Source organism: Acinetobacter sp. YQ_14, from assembly GCF_043102985.1.
Classification (GTDB): domain Bacteria; phylum Pseudomonadota; class Gammaproteobacteria; order Pseudomonadales; family Moraxellaceae; genus Acinetobacter; species Acinetobacter venetianus.
The window spans coordinates 60,929-78,513 of sequence record NZ_JBICJJ010000024.1; the positions used below are offsets into that span (position 1 = coordinate 60,929).

Annotated in this window: 17 protein-coding genes; 5 read left to right on the forward strand and 12 right to left on the reverse strand. The window is 40.0% G+C overall.

The window, feature by feature from the left end:
• The first annotated feature begins 115 nt into the window (after positions 1-115).
• From ACF8D3_RS13405 to ACF8D3_RS13425, 5 genes are all read left to right on the forward strand, one after another.
• Positions 116-760 (forward strand): SOS response-associated peptidase, encoded by a 645-nt coding sequence (locus tag ACF8D3_RS13405; protein ID WP_392471835.1) that lies wholly within the window; start codon positions 116-118, stop codon positions 758-760.
• Positions 761-887: 127 nt separating this feature from the next.
• Positions 888-1,514, forward strand: coding sequence for a LexA family protein (locus ACF8D3_RS13410; RefSeq protein WP_392471837.1), 627 nt, complete (start codon positions 888-890; stop codon positions 1,512-1,514).
• A gap of 14 nt (positions 1,515-1,528) precedes the next feature.
• Positions 1,529-2,824 carry a Y-family DNA polymerase gene (locus ACF8D3_RS13415; protein WP_392471839.1) on the forward strand — a complete coding sequence of 432 codons (1,296 nt, stop codon included), beginning with the start codon at positions 1,529-1,531 and terminating at the stop codon, positions 2,822-2,824.
• A 5-nt stretch (positions 2,825-2,829) separates the two neighbouring features.
• A complete protein-coding gene (locus tag ACF8D3_RS13420; RefSeq protein ID WP_039047579.1) occupies positions 2,830-3,048 on the forward strand; it encodes a hypothetical protein in 219 nt (72 codons plus the stop codon).
• Between the two features lie 111 nt (positions 3,049-3,159).
• Positions 3,160-3,492, forward strand: coding sequence for a hypothetical protein (locus ACF8D3_RS13425; protein WP_061516555.1), 333 nt, complete (start codon positions 3,160-3,162; stop codon positions 3,490-3,492).
• Positions 3,493-3,644: 152 nt separating this feature from the next.
• Here ACF8D3_RS13425 and ACF8D3_RS13430 read toward each other — a convergent pair whose 3' ends face one another.
• The 12 genes from ACF8D3_RS13430 to ACF8D3_RS13485 form a co-directional block, all read right to left on the reverse strand.
• Positions 3,645-4,223, reverse strand: a complete 579-nt coding sequence (locus tag ACF8D3_RS13430) for a glycoside hydrolase family 19 protein (protein WP_392471841.1) — start codon at positions 4,221-4,223, stop codon at positions 3,645-3,647.
• Between the two features lie 59 nt (positions 4,224-4,282).
• The gene (locus tag ACF8D3_RS13435; protein WP_392471843.1) at positions 4,283-4,654 is read right to left on the reverse strand and encodes a hypothetical protein; all 372 of its coding nucleotides are present in this window, start codon (positions 4,652-4,654) and stop codon (positions 4,283-4,285) included.
• Between the two features lie 82 nt (positions 4,655-4,736).
• Entirely contained in the window at positions 4,737-5,501 is a 765-nt protein-coding gene (locus ACF8D3_RS13440; protein ID WP_392471845.1) for a DUF4882 family protein, read from the reverse strand.
• A gap of 96 nt (positions 5,502-5,597) precedes the next feature.
• Positions 5,598-5,828, reverse strand: coding sequence for a hypothetical protein (locus ACF8D3_RS13445; RefSeq protein WP_392471847.1), 231 nt, complete (start codon positions 5,826-5,828; stop codon positions 5,598-5,600).
• Entirely contained in the window at positions 5,821-7,779 is a 1,959-nt protein-coding gene (locus ACF8D3_RS13450) for a hypothetical protein (RefSeq protein WP_392471848.1), read from the reverse strand. The genes ACF8D3_RS13445 and ACF8D3_RS13450 overlap by 8 nt, the downstream gene beginning before the upstream one ends.
• A gap of 14 nt (positions 7,780-7,793) precedes the next feature.
• Entirely contained in the window at positions 7,794-8,189 is a 396-nt protein-coding gene (locus ACF8D3_RS13455) for a hypothetical protein (protein WP_392471850.1), read from the reverse strand.
• Positions 8,186-8,482 carry a carboxypeptidase regulatory-like domain-containing protein gene (locus tag ACF8D3_RS13460; protein ID WP_392471852.1) on the reverse strand — a complete coding sequence of 99 codons (297 nt, stop codon included), beginning with the start codon at positions 8,480-8,482 and terminating at the stop codon, positions 8,186-8,188. The genes ACF8D3_RS13455 and ACF8D3_RS13460 overlap by 4 nt, the downstream gene beginning before the upstream one ends.
• Positions 8,479-9,723: a hypothetical protein gene (locus ACF8D3_RS13465; RefSeq protein WP_392471854.1), complete on the reverse strand. Its 1,245-nt coding sequence runs from the start codon at positions 9,721-9,723 to the stop codon at positions 8,479-8,481. Before ACF8D3_RS13465 ends, ACF8D3_RS13460 begins: the two co-directional genes overlap by 4 nt.
• A gap of 52 nt (positions 9,724-9,775) precedes the next feature.
• Positions 9,776-11,398 carry a hypothetical protein gene (locus tag ACF8D3_RS13470; protein WP_392471856.1) on the reverse strand — a complete coding sequence of 541 codons (1,623 nt, stop codon included), beginning with the start codon at positions 11,396-11,398 and terminating at the stop codon, positions 9,776-9,778.
• Between the two features lies 1 nt (position 11,399).
• Positions 11,400-13,370 carry a hypothetical protein gene (locus tag ACF8D3_RS13475; protein ID WP_392471857.1) on the reverse strand — a complete coding sequence of 657 codons (1,971 nt, stop codon included), beginning with the start codon at positions 13,368-13,370 and terminating at the stop codon, positions 11,400-11,402.
• Positions 13,360-13,779, reverse strand: coding sequence for a hypothetical protein (locus ACF8D3_RS13480; protein WP_392471859.1), 420 nt, complete (start codon positions 13,777-13,779; stop codon positions 13,360-13,362). The genes ACF8D3_RS13475 and ACF8D3_RS13480 overlap by 11 nt, the downstream gene beginning before the upstream one ends.
• Positions 13,779-17,558, reverse strand: a complete 3,780-nt coding sequence (locus tag ACF8D3_RS13485) for a tape measure protein (RefSeq protein WP_392471861.1) — start codon at positions 17,556-17,558, stop codon at positions 13,779-13,781. The genes ACF8D3_RS13480 and ACF8D3_RS13485 overlap by 1 nt, the downstream gene beginning before the upstream one ends.
• Between the last annotated feature and the right edge of the window lie 27 nt (positions 17,559-17,585).

Below are 17,585 nucleotides of genomic sequence, written 5' to 3' on the forward strand. Positions count from 1 at the left end.
GCCAATATTTAAACACTTTTGCCATTTTGGAACTCTAAGTATTAACAACAATATTCCATATCAAAAAAACACATAAATTGTTCATAGTCTTATTATGCAAGAAATGGAGATTCTTATGTGTGCCAACTATGAGCCAATTGCTAAAAGCCGCGCTCAACTACTGAATTTGCTTGAGCCTACATTCGAATATAAAACTGATATATACCCAAACTACGCAGGCCCAATCCTATTTTCTAAACATGGCGAACTTGAGTGGCGACTTGCGAGATTTGGTCTTATTGCACCTTGGGCTAAAGAAATTAAGAAAGTTAAGAACACTTATAACGCGCGTACTGAAACCGTTGCATCCAAACCAAGCTTTCGAAATGCCTGGGCGAAACGCCAGTTTTGCTTAATTCCTGTAGAAACCATTTTTGAGCCCAAGTACATCGATGGGAAATCACACTGGTATGGTATCTATAGATGTGATGAAATGCCTTTTACAGTTGCTGGTATATATGAATATGCTGTGATCGATGGTGAAGAATACAGATCCATGTCTATGCTTACCATTAATGCCGATCATCACCCATTTATGAATCAATTTCACGCACCTGATGACGAAAAGAGATCCATTATTGTTATTCCACCTGAACATCGTAATGAATGGTTGTTTAGCACACCAGAAACAGCGCGTAATCTATTCTTTGAAATGCCAATTGATGAGTTCACCGCCGCACCAAAATCAGAAATGCATAAATTCCGACCAAACACACATTAATACGCGACAAGCTATGACTTGTTCTTATTTATCCACAAGTTTTTAAATTTGAAATTCAAACTGAAAAATATTTATCCTATATAGACAGATTCACTTCAAACACGCCTCGTAGCGTAGGAGTATCAAAATGTCTAAGAAGTTGCCTATCTACTTCTCGGATCTTGGTTGGCAGAGCCTTCAAAATCTCATGGGCCAAGATGGAAAACCAAGCACCACAATTAATTCCTTGCTTGAACAGATCTCGATGCAAACTGATCTAATCGACAAGCTTGGTCTTACCCCTATCTATCCAAAATCAAAATCATCTATTCCAATGTCTTTGGAACGTATACCTGCAGGTCCAGCTTTTGCGACCAAAGATGATTTAGACACCACAGTAGATCTGAATGAGTATCTCATTCACAATCCTATATCTTCATTCATGGCCCGTGTAGATAGTGAATCTATGCTTGGGGCTGGTCTTGAGATAGATGATCCCATCATCATCGATCGCAGTATTGAAGCTGTGCACCAGGATATTGTTGTTGCTCTAATCGATAATAAAGACTCTACGATCAAACGACTTATGATTACGGCCAAAATGTCGAAGTCTGAAATAAAAGAGATCTTTGGTGATGAGGATTACCCGCTTCCAAAAGTCTGGCTAAAAGCTGAGAATCCCGCTTTTCAACACATCATTCCTGATGACAGCCAAACTGTTGTTGTATGGGGTGTGGTGACGTTCAACTTAAAGCGTATGTGTTACCGCTCATAATAAGAAGAATAGTCATGAAAAGTAATACCAGGATATTCGCGCTTGTGGATGTCAATAACATGTACGCGTCATGCGAACGTGTTTTTAATTCATCCCTCAATGATCGCCCAGTAATTGTACTCAGTAATAATGATGGCTGTGCCGTGGCTAGAAGCCAAGAGGCTAAAGATCTTGGAGTCAAGATGGGTGTTCCACTGTTCCAGATTGAAGACATTGTTAAAAAGTACGATATTCAAGTTCTATCAAGCAATTACGCCCTATATGCTGAAATGTCACGTCGATTTATGAACTTACTAAGTCAGTATGTCGCACCGGGAGAGCAAGAGGTTTACAGCATTGATGAATGCTTTCTTGAATTAACTGCATTTAAGAAAAACTATGATTTAACTGCATATGCACAGGAAATGAGATTAAAGGCACAACAATGGTTAGGATTGCCCTGCTGCATTGGAATTGGACGCAGCAAGACTGAGGCTAAAATTTCGAACCATATTGCGAAGAAAAATAAATATTTTGACGGTGTATGTAATTTAGCTGAGATGGACCCTTGTTCGGCAGAGCAATTGCTTGCGCAAGTGGACGTAGCTGAAGTCTGGGGTGTTGGTCGCCAGAACTGTAAGAAACTAAACTTAATGAACATTAAGTCTGTGTTGGATCTGATTGAATCAAATCCGAAAGAGATTAAAAAGTGTTTCTCTGTTGTGATGGAAAAGACCGTGCGAGAGCTGCAAGGTGTTTCATGCATTGACATCGAAAATGAGAACCCATCAAAGCAGCAAATCATAAGTAGTCGTTCTTATGGCCAACCCGTCTTAGAGAAAGATGATATTAAATCATCAGTGCGATTATTCGTAACGAGAGCTGTAGAACGTATGCGTCATGATGGATCTATCTGCAAAATGATTGGTGTATTTATTCAGACGGGCCGTTTTAACCAGAGTGAAAAATACTCACCATACATCATCGTACAGATGCCTGAACATACAGATGATTTATTAGAAATTACCAGGGCGGCAATGAAAGGGATCGATCAGATCTATAAGAAAGGATTCAAGTATAAAAAGGCGGGAATTGTTCTACTCGAGTTAATTCCTAAGTCGAAATTTGTACCCGATCTATTCACCGACTACACACATCGAAATGAACGCGAAAACCTTTCAAAAGCAATGGAAGCGATCAAAGAGAAATACGGAAAAGATCATGTTTCGCTTGGGCTTTGCAACGACACAAAGGCCATCTGGCAGATGAATCAAAACCGCCGATCTCCCTCATATTTAACCAACTGGAATGAACTTTTTAGAATAGGATAATCACTATGCATTTATTTAAATTAACGGATGAACAACTTACTCAAATGCTTATTCCTGAGCGTTTTGTTCCACCTACTCCACCTGAGTATGAAGGTAAGAATATGGTTTATGTATTTGATAGCGAAGATTCATTCAATCTAACATACGATGAGTTAGTTGAAATTATTAGAAAAGCAAGACAAGCTGGGCCAAGAATGATTCCTGTGCTTGGTACTGTTAATTAATTATAAGAAGCCCTCACTTGAGGGCTTCTTTTTAATTTTTACATTAAACTTGAATTAAATTTATTCTTAACTAAAATAAATAATATTATTTAAACTAACTCCTTGAAAAAAATGAAATATGATGAAATTAAAAACTTAACCCTTCAACTAAGTTATAGAGATAAATTTAGGCTTGCCCAACTACTTATTCAGACCGCAAGAAAAGAAGAAGAAGAGCAATATGTCGAAAAAGTTAAAGACAAACAAAGCATAGATATTGATTATGTAACAGAGCGCTTATTGAAAAGTCGTCCTGCAAAATTTAAATCTTTAGAAAATTTTATTAGTGCTATGTTTCAATATAAAGGTGCCATTTCAGATGAAGAAAAAAGTAAAATCATTAAAGCACTAGAAAAGAAAAAAGTATTGAGAATTGAAAACAATAAAATTAACTATTTGATTTAAAAAAACAGCTCATAGGGCTTTTACACATATACCAACATTCACATTGCTATTGATCGTGTGAGCTGAACATCCTGAAAATAGACACAAAATAAAAACGCTCAGAATCAGTGAAGATAATGAGCGTTTACACTTAATTCTATGGACATCTTTCGTCATGACATCCACCCTTTTATCAAAGCTAATTTGGCTTTTCGGTCATCAAGTCCGTTAGTGCCACCATTGATTCTAAGTGTGATTTTCAAAATATCATCACGATCAGCGAGTTCATTTAGTCCGTTATTAGTCCAGTATTTACACGCTACAAGTAAGCCAATACTTGGAATTGATACCAGTTCAGGATGAGATTCAAAATCAATGCCCAATGCTCGTCCGTATTTTTGGTAATTTGCACGTCCAGTTAATTGAATTGGTCCACGACCCTTGTAGCGCGTACCATCCCCCTTTTCAGTATTACCTAGATCTTTCCTCCCCTCATAAGCAGCACCGCTTGCAATTTCTTCCATATAACGAAAGTTGCCTGATTCGTGTGCAAGCTGTGCAATGAAATGAGCAAAGCGCAACTCATTGTAGAGAATTGCATAATCTTTAAAATGTACGTTAGCAGCTAATGCCAGTTCTTCAGCTCGACTTTGATTCGCCCCTAACGTTTTGAATAAGGCTGTAAGAGTGCCGCGACCAACAACACCATCATCTTTAACACCAAGCTTTCTCTGTAAATTCTTAAAGTTCATTTCACATTCCTTTAGGCAATAAAAAACCGCCTTTCGGCGGTACAGGATTTAAATTTGATTTATTTAAAAATTGAGCTAAACGTTTCTTTCACTTCAATAATTATTTCGGCCAGTGACTTACCTCTCATCAGCTGCACAGCTTGATACAAGATACCAATGCACAGCATCCCAAACACTGCAAACATAAGCATTACAAAGCCTTGAGCCATGTGTGAGTAATGCCCCAAATTAAAATACTCAATGAATGCAGCCCCTCCAAATAAGCTAATGGCCACACTGAAAACAAACTTCATTACAACACCAATGTTGATCTTGATCCGACCTTCCTTATCAATATCTCCACTTAATGTAAGTGCGAAAATCGCGCCTACGACTGCAGCAAAGATTTTTAAAACCCACGGTAGTGCTTTGATCGATAAATGCTCATGCATTTTCATTTCTCCAGATAATAAAAAACCGCCTGTAAAGGCGGTCAAGTTGTTAATTAAAAAAACCTCCCTAAGGAGGTTTGATTTAGATTACATTTCCACAAATATCTTTAGTACCTGTGGGATATGTGTTTTGAAGCTTGGTATGGTCTGTAATCAACTCAATTGAGATTTCTTGACCCAAATTCGTTGAATTAACTGCAAACTTAGACTGAGCAGCAATATTTATAAAAGCTAATCTATTAAAGGCATTTGACAATTGACGAACATAACCTTTATTAATTCCGTTATGAATCAAACCAACTTGATTTGTATCTCTATTCACATAAATGCCTACCGTTTGGTAGCCATTTGAAGTTGAGACAACAGGCATATCAACAGGACTGCCTGAAAAATTTGTATAAAGTTTAAGTTCATTTTTATTAGGATTAGTGGCTACATTATTTGAATAAGCAATATCAATTGTTTGAGTTTGCTGATTGTTCGTTGTTCCAATCATTGTTAAAGGGAAAAATACCAAAGCTTCATCACCTGAAAGTAGTGATGTCGGTACTTTGATCTTATATTCATATGCAAAAATCCCACTGGTTTGGGCTGCTACATCACCATTATTCACACCTGAAATTTTATTTGCTGCATAGGCAGAACTATAAGCGGCATATCCCTTAACGCCTTCATTACTTACAATGTTAAAACCTACTTTTTGATTATTTTTGACAGGAAACCCAGTTACAGAAGAATCAATCTGAGATATCTGCGTTTCAGTTGCATCAAAATTATATGTGCATTCAGCAAATACACTACTTGTAGCAGCAATTGTTATCAAAGATCCTAGTACTAATTTTTTCACTCTTATGTCCTTTGTTATAATAGAACGATCAGTATACCCATATATCTAAACCTCAAAAGCAAAAACAGACAAATGGAATTGTCTGTTTTTCTTAAGTTAAACTTCGATTTGATATACAGCGCCTGTGGGCGCTCTTCTCTTTATTTCATTTCCGCTGATATAAACCTTTGCTCCTACGTTAAAGACCGTAGCACTAGTACAAAGCACAAGCCCTGTACCGTCAGCGACTAACACTTTGTAAATTGGATGATCTGCACTTTGAACAGTTCCAATAAACTCGGGGGTCTTTGGTAGCATCTCAAAGAAGCGATTATAGATATTACTCACGATTCACCCTCTCGATCTTGACGGTCTGATTCACAAGCTTATGTGTAAATGAACCACTAACACCATCAACAATGCCCCACCAATCACCGTTAAATGCGACTAATTCACCAGGTAAACACAAACCGATTTCTTGAGTGATTGGCATCAATAAACTGTGATTTTCTACGAGTCCAGCTTTGGCCAACACTTCACGGCCTTTACTATGCATCACAGTTGTAGATGTCAGTAAAGGATTATTGATCAACTCTTGAAGCACATCACCTGCGGTGCCAACACGTTTGATCTGCCCCGTGTCGCCGTTGCGGTCATTAGTAAGGAATACACCGTTATAGTCTGGATACGGTTCATAATTGGTGGATTGATCGGTGACAATACTCTCAGGAATCACACGGTCATAATCATCGATCGCAATCGAATCCCACCATGTCTTTTTATAGCGCGGTTTAATCGTCAAGGTATTGCTGTTCGGCTCACTGTAGATAAAGCCACCAGCAGCCTCAACAATAAGTTTTATCGCGGCTATTGGTGTTAGATTTGAATAACTCAAGCTTTCAGGCGGCAAGATCCAACCCAGCGCATCGATCAGATCCCAATTCAACACAACGTCACTATTCACTCGATCAAGTTCAGCTTGAACCAATTGCACAGACGATCGCTCACTTTCTTGCGTGAATGATCGTGTTGGTGAATATGGCGCATCGAGTAACGCGGTAGGACTACGACCTGAGAGCTTGTAAACATCTTTGCCGAACTGTCTTGAGCGTGAAATGTTTTCAAGCAACATGCGATGCTCATTGCCATTGATCAAGATTTTTAGAATTACAGGCTGGCCATTAATCGGCTCAGTTTTAGACTTTTCATAAAAAGGGATCGATAGGTTATATGACCAGCTCCAACTGCTTCGGTCGGTACTGTAATCGCCATTGTATATTTGGATCTCTTGCCCGTTGTCTAACCGGGTTACTTTGATTTCATTCACGATATACCACCAGTCTACGGGTGCAATGTTTGGCAAACATTCATCAGCACCGAAATTTAAAACAACATTGTGCGAATCAATGTCATGACATAAACAAATAAAATTAAGATCAGGTGATCCAACGTATTCAGGCTTTGGGTGTGGCTCAATTGGATCAACACTTGATTTACGGTAATAGACCGCCCTTGCTACCTCCCAAGGGATTGAATCAGCTGTGACCAGTTCCAAGCCTTTGTCATGGATGAATGTGAACCGCTTTTCAAACACTGCAGCAACTTCATGACTAAACGTAATTTTCTTACGCTTTCTAATCATTTCATCCCAAGCAGTCTGGCGGTTGATTAGTAACTTTTCAGATTCTTCAAATACCAAAGTACGAGCAATGAATCTTTTATCGTTTTCCTGCCATACGATTTTTGCAGTGCTGGCCAATCCAGTGGTTTCTTCAAATATAGTTCTAACCAACTGCTGCAGGAACGTAGACTTATCAAAGCCTGCTGTAACGGCGTTTGAGATGGTTAAACCGCGCTCAAAAATAAAGGCGCTGTTATGCGCCTTGAATACTGATTTTCCATATCTGATATGATGATCCAGTAATGCTGGCAATGATCGTTGATATTCAAAAACACCTACGTGGTTGAGTCCACGGATGAAATTAATATCAAAATGCGTATCAATACTTGAGCTAAAACCCGTATTAATCACTGCATCAATATTGCATTGCTGACTTACTGAAATAGCGCTTAATTCAGCTTCAAAACTCGTACTTACAACACAGTCAATCTGAGCAAAGTTACCCTGTATTGCTGTAATGTCCGCACTTAAAGTTGTGGCTATAACAGCATCAATACTTGCTGTATTAACCTCATCTGCACCAAAGTTCAGGATTACATTGTGTGAATTAACTTCACCAATAATTTCAGTGAAATTTAAATTTACTTGATGGCCATCGGGTGGAATGTAATTTGACACATGCACACCTCATTTTAAGTAGATGGTCTAAGCACAATTGAATTAACCATCAGATTGCTACCTAGTGCTAGATTAGGATTTGCCAGTGTAATATCTGCCCCCACTGCTAAATCTGCAACGCCATCACCGTTTCCATTGTATATCCGTGCCCATGTGGCTGTGCCTGCTTGTGTCACCGTTGCTGCATCGGTTGGGTAAAGCTCAATGCTGTCTGCGTTTAGTTGCTTAAAGCATGGCTCGGGTAAGTTCATCGTAACCAACTTATCACTTAGATTTGCTGCATTAGCTACGTTGGCAGGTTTTGTGCCTTTGTAAAATGAAATGGTCGCATTACTGCTACCCGAATCAAGGAAATTGGCTAGTGCTTGCAACTGAGCCAAGCCAGCAGCCATAGAAGGAATCACACTCATTTCGGCACCACCAGATCTGCAATTACAGCGTTAAATGTATTTTCAGGATGATGAGCAACGACAAAGAACTTATTTACGGTTAAATGTGTAAATTCATAATTACCTGATACATCAGTTAAAACGTCATCTATCAAGCGGCCTGTCAAACGCTCAAACAATCTAACGCGACATGGTAAAGGAATATTCAACTCCCTTATTTGCCCTTTAATTGACAATCCTTCTGATAAAGTTAATATTCCATCTGCTTCAGATGTTCTGATTGTTTTTACTGCTAATTTCACAAGTACTGTCATAAACTACCCACCCCAATAACCACTTGCCCTGAGCTAGTATTACTCGTTACGTTAATTGGCAAATAGATCTGTCCTGACTTAGTAAATGGAGTTAGATGTGTGAGTGGTTTTGTCTGAAATATCCAATGCAAATTTGGAATCTGCCCACGAAAAATTGAACCCGTTTCAAAAATAAATACAGGTGCAAATGGTATATTCCCAGCAAAGCTTGCAACTGTATTGCTCACCCCTGTTGTTGTCTCAGCAAAATTTGAGAAAGCTACTGACGATACTCTAGCTGTATTTGGTACGGCCGACATATCGTATTTCCGTTGAAGCAATAGCGTAGCTTGCGTACCGCGCGTTAGCGCTACAGTATCACCAAGATAAAATCCTGAGCTTGCTCCTGCATAATTATATGTACATGACAGAAAGTTGACTGCATTGTCAGTATTCAAGGCGCTTTCAAATGCACCAAATCCGTATGCTAAAAGATCTGTATTCGATACTGCTGTTGAGTTAAAAATATAAAACCAGTCTTTATTGCCAATAATCACCCATGCACGATTTCCACTTGCTGGTGCTGTAGTGTCAGTTCCCGTTGTTGTAGGTGATCCGCTTCTTGCATAATACCAACGTGCCCAGCCATTAATTGCTGTTGTACCTGAACCTGTGCCTACCCAGTTCTTATCTGGATTTACTGAGTCATAAGGTGCTTGTACACCAAACATCGTGTCAATATCAGACATATCTTCAACAATGCCGACTTTCGCATATTTGGCATAAGTCGAAGTGTAGACAGGATCTAATGCATCAACTACACGCAAATAAGGCCGTGAAGTGAGCAAGGTATTTGCAGAACGATATGCCGCTTTACCAGTGCCGCTAAAAGGTTTCAACCATCCTAATGAAGGCAAAGAAGATGTAATTGTGCCTGTTGCAGTAGTTACGCTTGGCACCGCAGCAAGTTCAAAGGTGATTGTATTGGCATCGGGTACAGTTAAAATCCGATGCTCACCGTTGAATTCTGCTTGATTTACACCTGCTATCTTAGCCACTTGATACTGCAAATAATTGTGTGCAGAACCATAAGTTGCAGTGACTGTCGTACCGCTAGCTGTAAGTGTAGCCACCGCCTGAGAACCAAAGCCATTAATCAAACAAGCATCCAGCACATCAATCATGCAACCAAAAGCATTTTGTAGTTGTGGCACGTTGTTGTTTGTATGCACATAAAACTTAATATCTGTACTTGCGACCATTTCCTATACTCAATAAAAAAGGCTGCAAATGCAGCCCTTGGGATTTAAAGAATTAGATAACTCGATCTATATCACCGCGATACATGATTTGGAAGTTATCACTCAGTGTTGTAGGTTCAGATTGCTTCACAGTGCGAATACACCAAAGTGGATACATCGCAGTAATAGTGTTAAAGCGAAGAACATTACCCGATACCCAACCTGTGCCCCAACCTTCTTTTTTGATATCAAAGTAAGGTTCACTAGTGATTGGATTGATCGGGGCACAATCCGCATTTACATTGCCCGTTCCAATTTGACCTGACACCTCGCCGATAATTCTAAAATTGGTTGTATCTGTGAATACAATCGCCCAGCGTTCCTGAATAGCACCTTTGTTGGTTACTTCAATTGGATAAAGTGCATCATTGTAATTAGGGGTGATTGCTGAACCGCTCGGCTCATCAGACCATGTGCTATTCCACGTGCCTTGTACAAACTTACTGGTGTATCGGCTAAACATGTCGCCCACTACAACCACCGATCCAACAATAGAATCTGCCGCACTATAGTTGTGCGTCACAGGCTTGGTGAAAGTCACTTGGCCATTGATCTGAACATCATTGATCAAGCCAATATCTTGATAGCGATATGCTGCTGAGATCGGAGCAACTAGGCTATTCAAAGCAAAGTCACCACTTAACGTCACTTTCCCATAATCGTAATCAACCGTGTACATGTCATAAGGAACTTTGGTTCCCTCACTATCTTCAAGCTCACACCAAGATATTCGCTGATCATTTAAATCATAGGTTTGCCCTGCAACATGGCTTGGCAACTCTTGAAGCTTTGAAGATGCAATCACACCAATATCGCCAACTCTAAAAATCGGTACACGTCCATCAGGTGGCAGACGTGTAGCACTCAATCCGAGGATTTCAGAATCAAGTGGAATGTAGGTATAAGCCACGGCGTTATACCGAACACTGGTTGGATCTATCCAGTACGGTACATTGATGAATGTTTGTGTTGATTCGACATATTCTAGCTCTGGCAAATACCAATCCTGCGCTTCAATTTCATCACGATTTTCAGTCGTGATTTCAGTTTTGGTGTAGAAGTAGAGATCAACAAAACCTGTTTCAAAGTTGACCAAGCCATGCGCTTGAGCTGTTTCAATTACACCCGCTTCATTTGCGGTTAATGTAAGTTGTCCACCAGCCATTGCCGCAGCAACCACCGTTAAAGAACCGGGGCGAATGGGAATAGTTGGTGTCCGAAAACTGACATGCTGCACGGGCAACATATCTGTCGTCGTGGTTAATGACTGCAATACAAGATTGTTATCAACATTCGGTGTCCAGCTATCAACATCAATCACACCCGTTCCATATTGAATGGTACCGCTTTGGGTACCACTACCCGTGGCACTGTCTATATTTCTATAGATTAGACCATTGCGATCGATGAATGTATCTGAACCTACTTTAAAACGAACAGAACCTGAGAGAATCTGCTCATCAAATCCTTGGGTTAAATCAAAATTAAGTTTTGATGCGGTGACTTGTTTTGTACCTGTATTTACCCCTGATGTATCTCGATACTTCACCTGTACGTCGACATTTGAGAATACCTTGTATAGCACCTGAGCGGCTTCTACACGGCTTGCCTGAGGTAATGAAAATGCTCCACTCATATTAAGAACTCGTATAGTAGGTTTGTGGTAAATACACCGTTGTCCATGTTGTTACACTTAGATTAGGTGTAACTTCAACAGCTCCCGTTGCATAGGTGATCGTGCCTTGAATATTGCCAAATGCGTCCACTAGATTTCCTGTTGATGCATCTATAGGCTGATCAAATAATGTAAGGATCTGCACCGCTGATGAACCTAATCCTTCAGAAACAGGTACACTCAACTCAACGCTATTCGGTTGAATTGCTGAACCTGTACCGATCGTAAACATAAGCTTATTGTTTGAATCAGGTGCTACAGATGCTTTTGTCTGCGCTTTAGGCTCACCGTAGTTAAAGGCAAACGTAAATACAGCATTTTTCTGCGGTAACTTATTTGGAATAATTTTCCCGGTGCCTAAGGCATAGTTAATTGTGCCTGTTGCATCACCTGTGAACTGCCCTTGTGCATTACTGGTAGCCGTTTTCTCCACCCCCTCAAGCAGCCACGTCACTGTCACTGAACTTGCAGCAATCCCTAGTTGATTCAAATCAAACTCAATCGCTGCTGGTAAAACAGCTAGATCAGCGCGTGCAAAGGTAGTTATAGGAGTACCCCAAAGTAGTAAGATTGGAGTTCCAACATCGGGTAAAGCCCCAGTAGTTAGTAACCAAGATCCAGTTTGATAGTTGATACTTCCTGTACCTATTGACTCATTAGCACCAACCAATCGCCCTGTTCCATTATCTTTTAAGGTATAGAACTTGCCTTGAGCCATAAAAGAGATACTAAGCGCACCCGGTGCAGGTATAGGTAATAATACCCCTGTCCAGTTTGTACCTTGGTTGTTGGCTGTTACTGGAAAAGCATAGGATTCAAAAGGCTGTGTTGGTGCAGCTGCAGGTGTAAATGTAAGGTTGATTGTTGCTGCACCCGTACCAATTGCATTGGTCCAAACAATTAGACCTGTTTGGTAATCAATCGTTCCTACTTGTGTGCCTGAAACAGTGCGTAACGTGCCGCCATTATCTGTAATTGCTTGTCCAAATAGAGTGAAAGCAACAGAACTCGGTAGAACACTAGATCCGATATACAAGCTCTGACTGGTGTTCACAATCGTGTTGAAAGTCGCAGTAATCGTTCCGCTATTACCTGCGATTAAAGCAACATTTTCACTTAAAGCATTCAAGTCAACTAAAGGCGTTTCAGTCTGCGATGACGGGATTAACTGTGAAAAGATTGATGCTGCTTGAATCGTAAAGCTATTCACTGCCACATCTTCTGCAATCTCAACACTGGCATAGTATTTACCAGTATCAGCGACAATGGTGTCTCGAATGATCGTCGGTGATTTAGATCCGCCATACCACTGTGCAGCTGACAATCCAATGAAATCTCGATTCAATGGATCATTAATTGAGTAGGTTGCGATCTTGTATTCGACCTCATTACCATTAATGATCATTTTAGCAATACGAGTTTCTACTTTTGTGATTCGAACATATTGCTCATATTCAGTGGATTGTCCTTCATTTGAAACTAGAACAATGGTATCACCTACATTACTTTCAGTATCCGTTTTAAACATTGCAGCTTGAATGAGCTTCATGCCTTGCCACAAAGTATCTAACGGCGTTCCTGCGATCTGACCACCCTTAGCAAGATAGTTTTCAATACGGTTAGCTGCATTAGAGCGAACATCAGTATGACTTTCTGTACTGAACAATAAGGCTGAAACGTTTGGATCATCGGGATTCTTTGAGATGAATACGGTTGATCCCATCAAAGACTCAGTATCGTTGTTATTAATCCCTGCAAAGATTTTACGCAGTGATACACGGCCCATTGTTCGATCAAGTTCTGATACATCGGGAAAAAGATTATTGCTCTCACCATCTACTACAACTTGGCCAGAATATTTACCGCCACCATCCGTTGTGTCTGTCAGGCGTTCAGACTTGTATAAAACTAAATTATTTGTCTCAACTGGCATCTGGCACCTCGATAAATCTTAATGTTGCACGGTAATAATCGCCCTCAGAAATGGTAGGAACACCACGTACTGGATCTGCTTCAATCGCTCCCTCAGCATGATTAAAAATCACATTGAATTGGCGATTGTCATGTGGGTATTCAAATACAAGAGTGAATTGCTCATCTTGTAATGCAGACCAGTCTTGAATCACGGATAAAACAGCTCTTTTTATCCATCCCTGTTTTTCAGTTTTTGATAGCAATGTGATGGGACGACCCGATTTCTTTTTACCCTCTTGCACAATCAGCGTCCCATCAACGGCGTATTCTTGATTTTGTTCAACTGGCTTCCAGTTAAATTCATCTGAAAATAAAAAACCGTTCTCTAAAAGAACGGTTTCGTTTGTTGCTTTGCGTAATAGTCTCATTAGAACCTCTTTTTAGCCTGCTCAAGCTGACTAAAGAAATCATTTACTAGATCTTGTTGAGATGGATCACCCTGAAATTCAATTTCGCTTCCATTAAATTCAAATTTATAAATTTGAGTCTTCGGTGTAGAAATATCGGATGTATTAGGCATCTTAGGTGACTCAATACTAGGTGCTTGAATGCTTGGAACTTGGATTGATGGGCTGTTATTTCCTGTTGATACACTGGCACTTCCAGACTTACTCGAATTTCTGTTTTCCCAATAAGCGAGCGTCTTCTCCATTTCTTGCTTAGTGGTATTCATGTTCTGGGTTGTACCACCTTTCAGTGATGTAGTTGTCTCAACTGCAAGGCTGTATCGAGCTTTATCAGCAAGATCACGCGCTCTGCTTTGATCCATACCAGCTGCAACTAATCGGTCGTAATAGTCCTGTGCCATTTGATCAATGCCACCTTGAAGCTCAGATAACCCCTTATTGTTTGAGGCTTCTTTAGCTTTACGAGCTGCATCAACCTTAGCCATTGCATCTTCCCATTCCTGAGCAGTTGATTTAGCTTCTTCACGGGCGATTTTTCCTAAGTCTCTAAAGCCTTGACCTGCATCATTTCTAGCAGAATTAGCCACATCATTCATTGTTTTGACTGATGCTTTTCCTAGATCATCTATTGATGATTTCAGATCATATGAAGCAAGCTTAGATTCATACCAAGCAATCTTTGCAGCATCACCGCTGTTATAAATGTCATCGGTCATTTTCATCAAAGCTTGTCTAAGCTGACCAGTCGTTGCTTGCCCGCTTTTCTCCATCTCACCAAAAGCATCCATGTAGCTTTTGGCTGATAATGCTGCTTCTGCTTTGGTTTGAATGCCAAACTTTCCAAAAGCTTCTGCCACTGAGTTAATGCCAGCTTTGGTTTTATCGGCCTCCTTTTGAATATCAATAAGCTTCTGCTCAGCTTGTTGCAACAAGCCATCAGCGACCTTTTGACCCAGTTCTCCACGCAATTTCTGTATTTGTTTGCTAATAGCACCAACTTGCTGCTCTGTTTCTGCACCATCTATTGCTTTAGAAATTGAAGCATTTAGAGCCAAACCAACATCAACGCCTTGACGTTTTAATTCGTCAATAGAGTCAACGATAATTAATATGTCGTTTACTAGAGATCGCGAAGCTGCAGAACCTTTACCTTGCAGTTGTTCAAAACTCATACCAGTTCTTTCGACTGCAAGCTCCATTGCTACTTGAGTAACTTGAGCCATTTTATTGGCTTCTTGAGCTGTTCCTGCAAATGCAGCCTTGGCATTTGTTTGAAATACAACTAAATCCTCATTCACCAATACCGATTTAAGCTCTGCTCTTAACTCTTGTGCAGTTATTTTCCCTGTTCTTTCCAGCATATTTAATGCCGAAACCGCATTATTAATGCCAGTCAAAGAATCAAATTTCATTGATTCCCTAACTTCTTTTAATGCTTCAGCTGTAAGCTTCCCATCTTTCACAAGTTGATTGAATTTATTGACTAAATCTTGTGAAGCTTTGCTTAATTCATAGGTTTTTATTGAACCTTTTTCAGCAGCATCAGCGATTTCATTTTTCATATCTGCTGAAACTTTGGCAGCAATTGCTTCGTTCTGCAGTTGAAATTCTAACTGCTCTATAGCAGTCATATATCTTTTATCGCTTTCAGCTGATGCATTCAAGTTACTCCAAGCCATGTTAGCTTTTTCAACTTGCTTTGCTAATCCCTCGCCAATCCATGTACCTACTGGCTCCATTACAGTTGGTACTAGAATTCCAAATGCGGTAATTGCGACTCCTAAAGCCCCTAATCTCCCAATTAGCAAACCCAATGAATTGTTAGTCGCAACTGTGGCAGTCGCTACTGCTTTTGATGACGACACTGCCGAAGTAGCTAATCCAGCTTTAGCTACTGAAGCAGATCGAGTTGCTGTTGCATTTGCAAGCTGTGCCTGCGTATTTGCAACAACAGATGCTGTTTCTTGTGTAATAGCTATTGAGGCTGCTCTTACACCAGCAGCTTTATCAAGGAATAAACTGGCAATATTCAGAGCCTTGTATGCAATAAATGCCTGTGTTGCTAATTTTAAAGTATTGAAAATAGCATCCAGATTTTCAGCAACCCATTTTAATGACTCAGCAACTTTCGCGCTTACTCCGTGTGTTTGATCTAACTCCCCTATGAATACCGTCCACGAAGTTTTAAGATTTTCGATACTGCTCCCAATTGTAGTTGGAAATTGTTCAAATTCCTTTTGAATAACTGCCGACTGGCTAAGCATGGCTTTGGTTACTACATCAGTAGTTAATTTTCCTTCGCCTGCCATTTTCCTCAATTCGCCAGTAGTTACACCTAGACCGTCAGCAAGAGCTTGCATCAATCGAGGTGATTGCTCCATCATTGAATTAAATTCATCACCACGTAGCACGCCCGATGCTAACGCTTGCTGAAATTGGGTAATAGCTGCTTCTGCACTTGTCGCACTGCCTCCACTCACTTGAATGGCTTGGCTTATCGTTTTGGTTAGTTGTAAAACTTGTTCTTGAGGGATTTTCATTTCTTGCCCGATTTTAGTTAATCGTGCATATAAATCACCCGTAGCTGTTAAATTTGAATTTGTCGTCCTTGCAATTTCAATTACATCAGCCATTGCTGCTTTTGCATCACCATGAGATCCAACAGCAATTTTTATTCGTGCATTAAGATTTGACCATTCATCTGCTGTTTGCGCGATTTCCTGTGCAGTTGCCCCGATACCTAATGCCGCCAATGCACCTGTTACAGCATTAAAACCTGTCTTGAGTCCAGCAAGCTCCTCACTTACCTTTTGGCTTAAAGACTCTGTTTCTTTCAGTTCTTGATTTGTGCTTTCTAAAGTTTGATCTAAATGATCAACAACATGTATAGCCTGCTGAGTTGCTCCTTTAAACTCAGTCATTGATGTTTCTGCTAGATTTAATGCTCTTTCAAGCCCCTGCACACGCTCTTTTGCTGCTGTGAGTTCTTCTAAATCAACACCTTTTGAATTGGATAAATCTACCCATGCTTTTTTTGCGCTATTTAATTCTCGTGTTAAGGATTCAATAGCAGTAGAACCAAGATGACTAATTCGCTGAACTTCTTTTATGGATACAACCGCACCATCTCCCATAGATTCGATAGCACGAGTAGCACTTTGAGCTTCGGAAATAACTACGTTTAAATCTACTGAAGTGAATTTTTGAATTTCATTGATAGTGGTGCTGGTTGCTTTTGTTACACCTGTCATAGCATTCGCAGCAACCGTTTGATATGCACCAAACGCTGTTTCAACATCACGAATTGCTCTTTTTATATCCGTGATTTTACTTATTGCTTCGCCAATATCTTGAGGTGATGCTTTTGCTTGAGATAGTTGTAGATATTGAGATTGTGCAGCTGCTAGCTCATCTTTTAAGGATGATATTGCCTGCTGACTTTGTTGAGACATTGTTCGAATTTCTTTAGCAGAAATTGTGCTTTTATCACCCAATGCAACAATCACATTTGTAGCTGCATTTAACTCAGCCGTGAGGTCTTTTACTCGGTCTTGTGCTTTCGTAGAGACGATATTTTTTGTTGAATCTGATGTCTTTTTAGTCTTTTTCTCTAATTCTTCAACTGCAGTTCCAATGGCTTGAAACATCTGCTCTGCAGTTTGCTTCGACTTTTTAACCGATGAATCAAAGTTGTTTGTATCGCCTTTCATGACGACTTTAAATACCAGATCTTTCGACATACTTTTACCTCATTACCGAATAAAAAA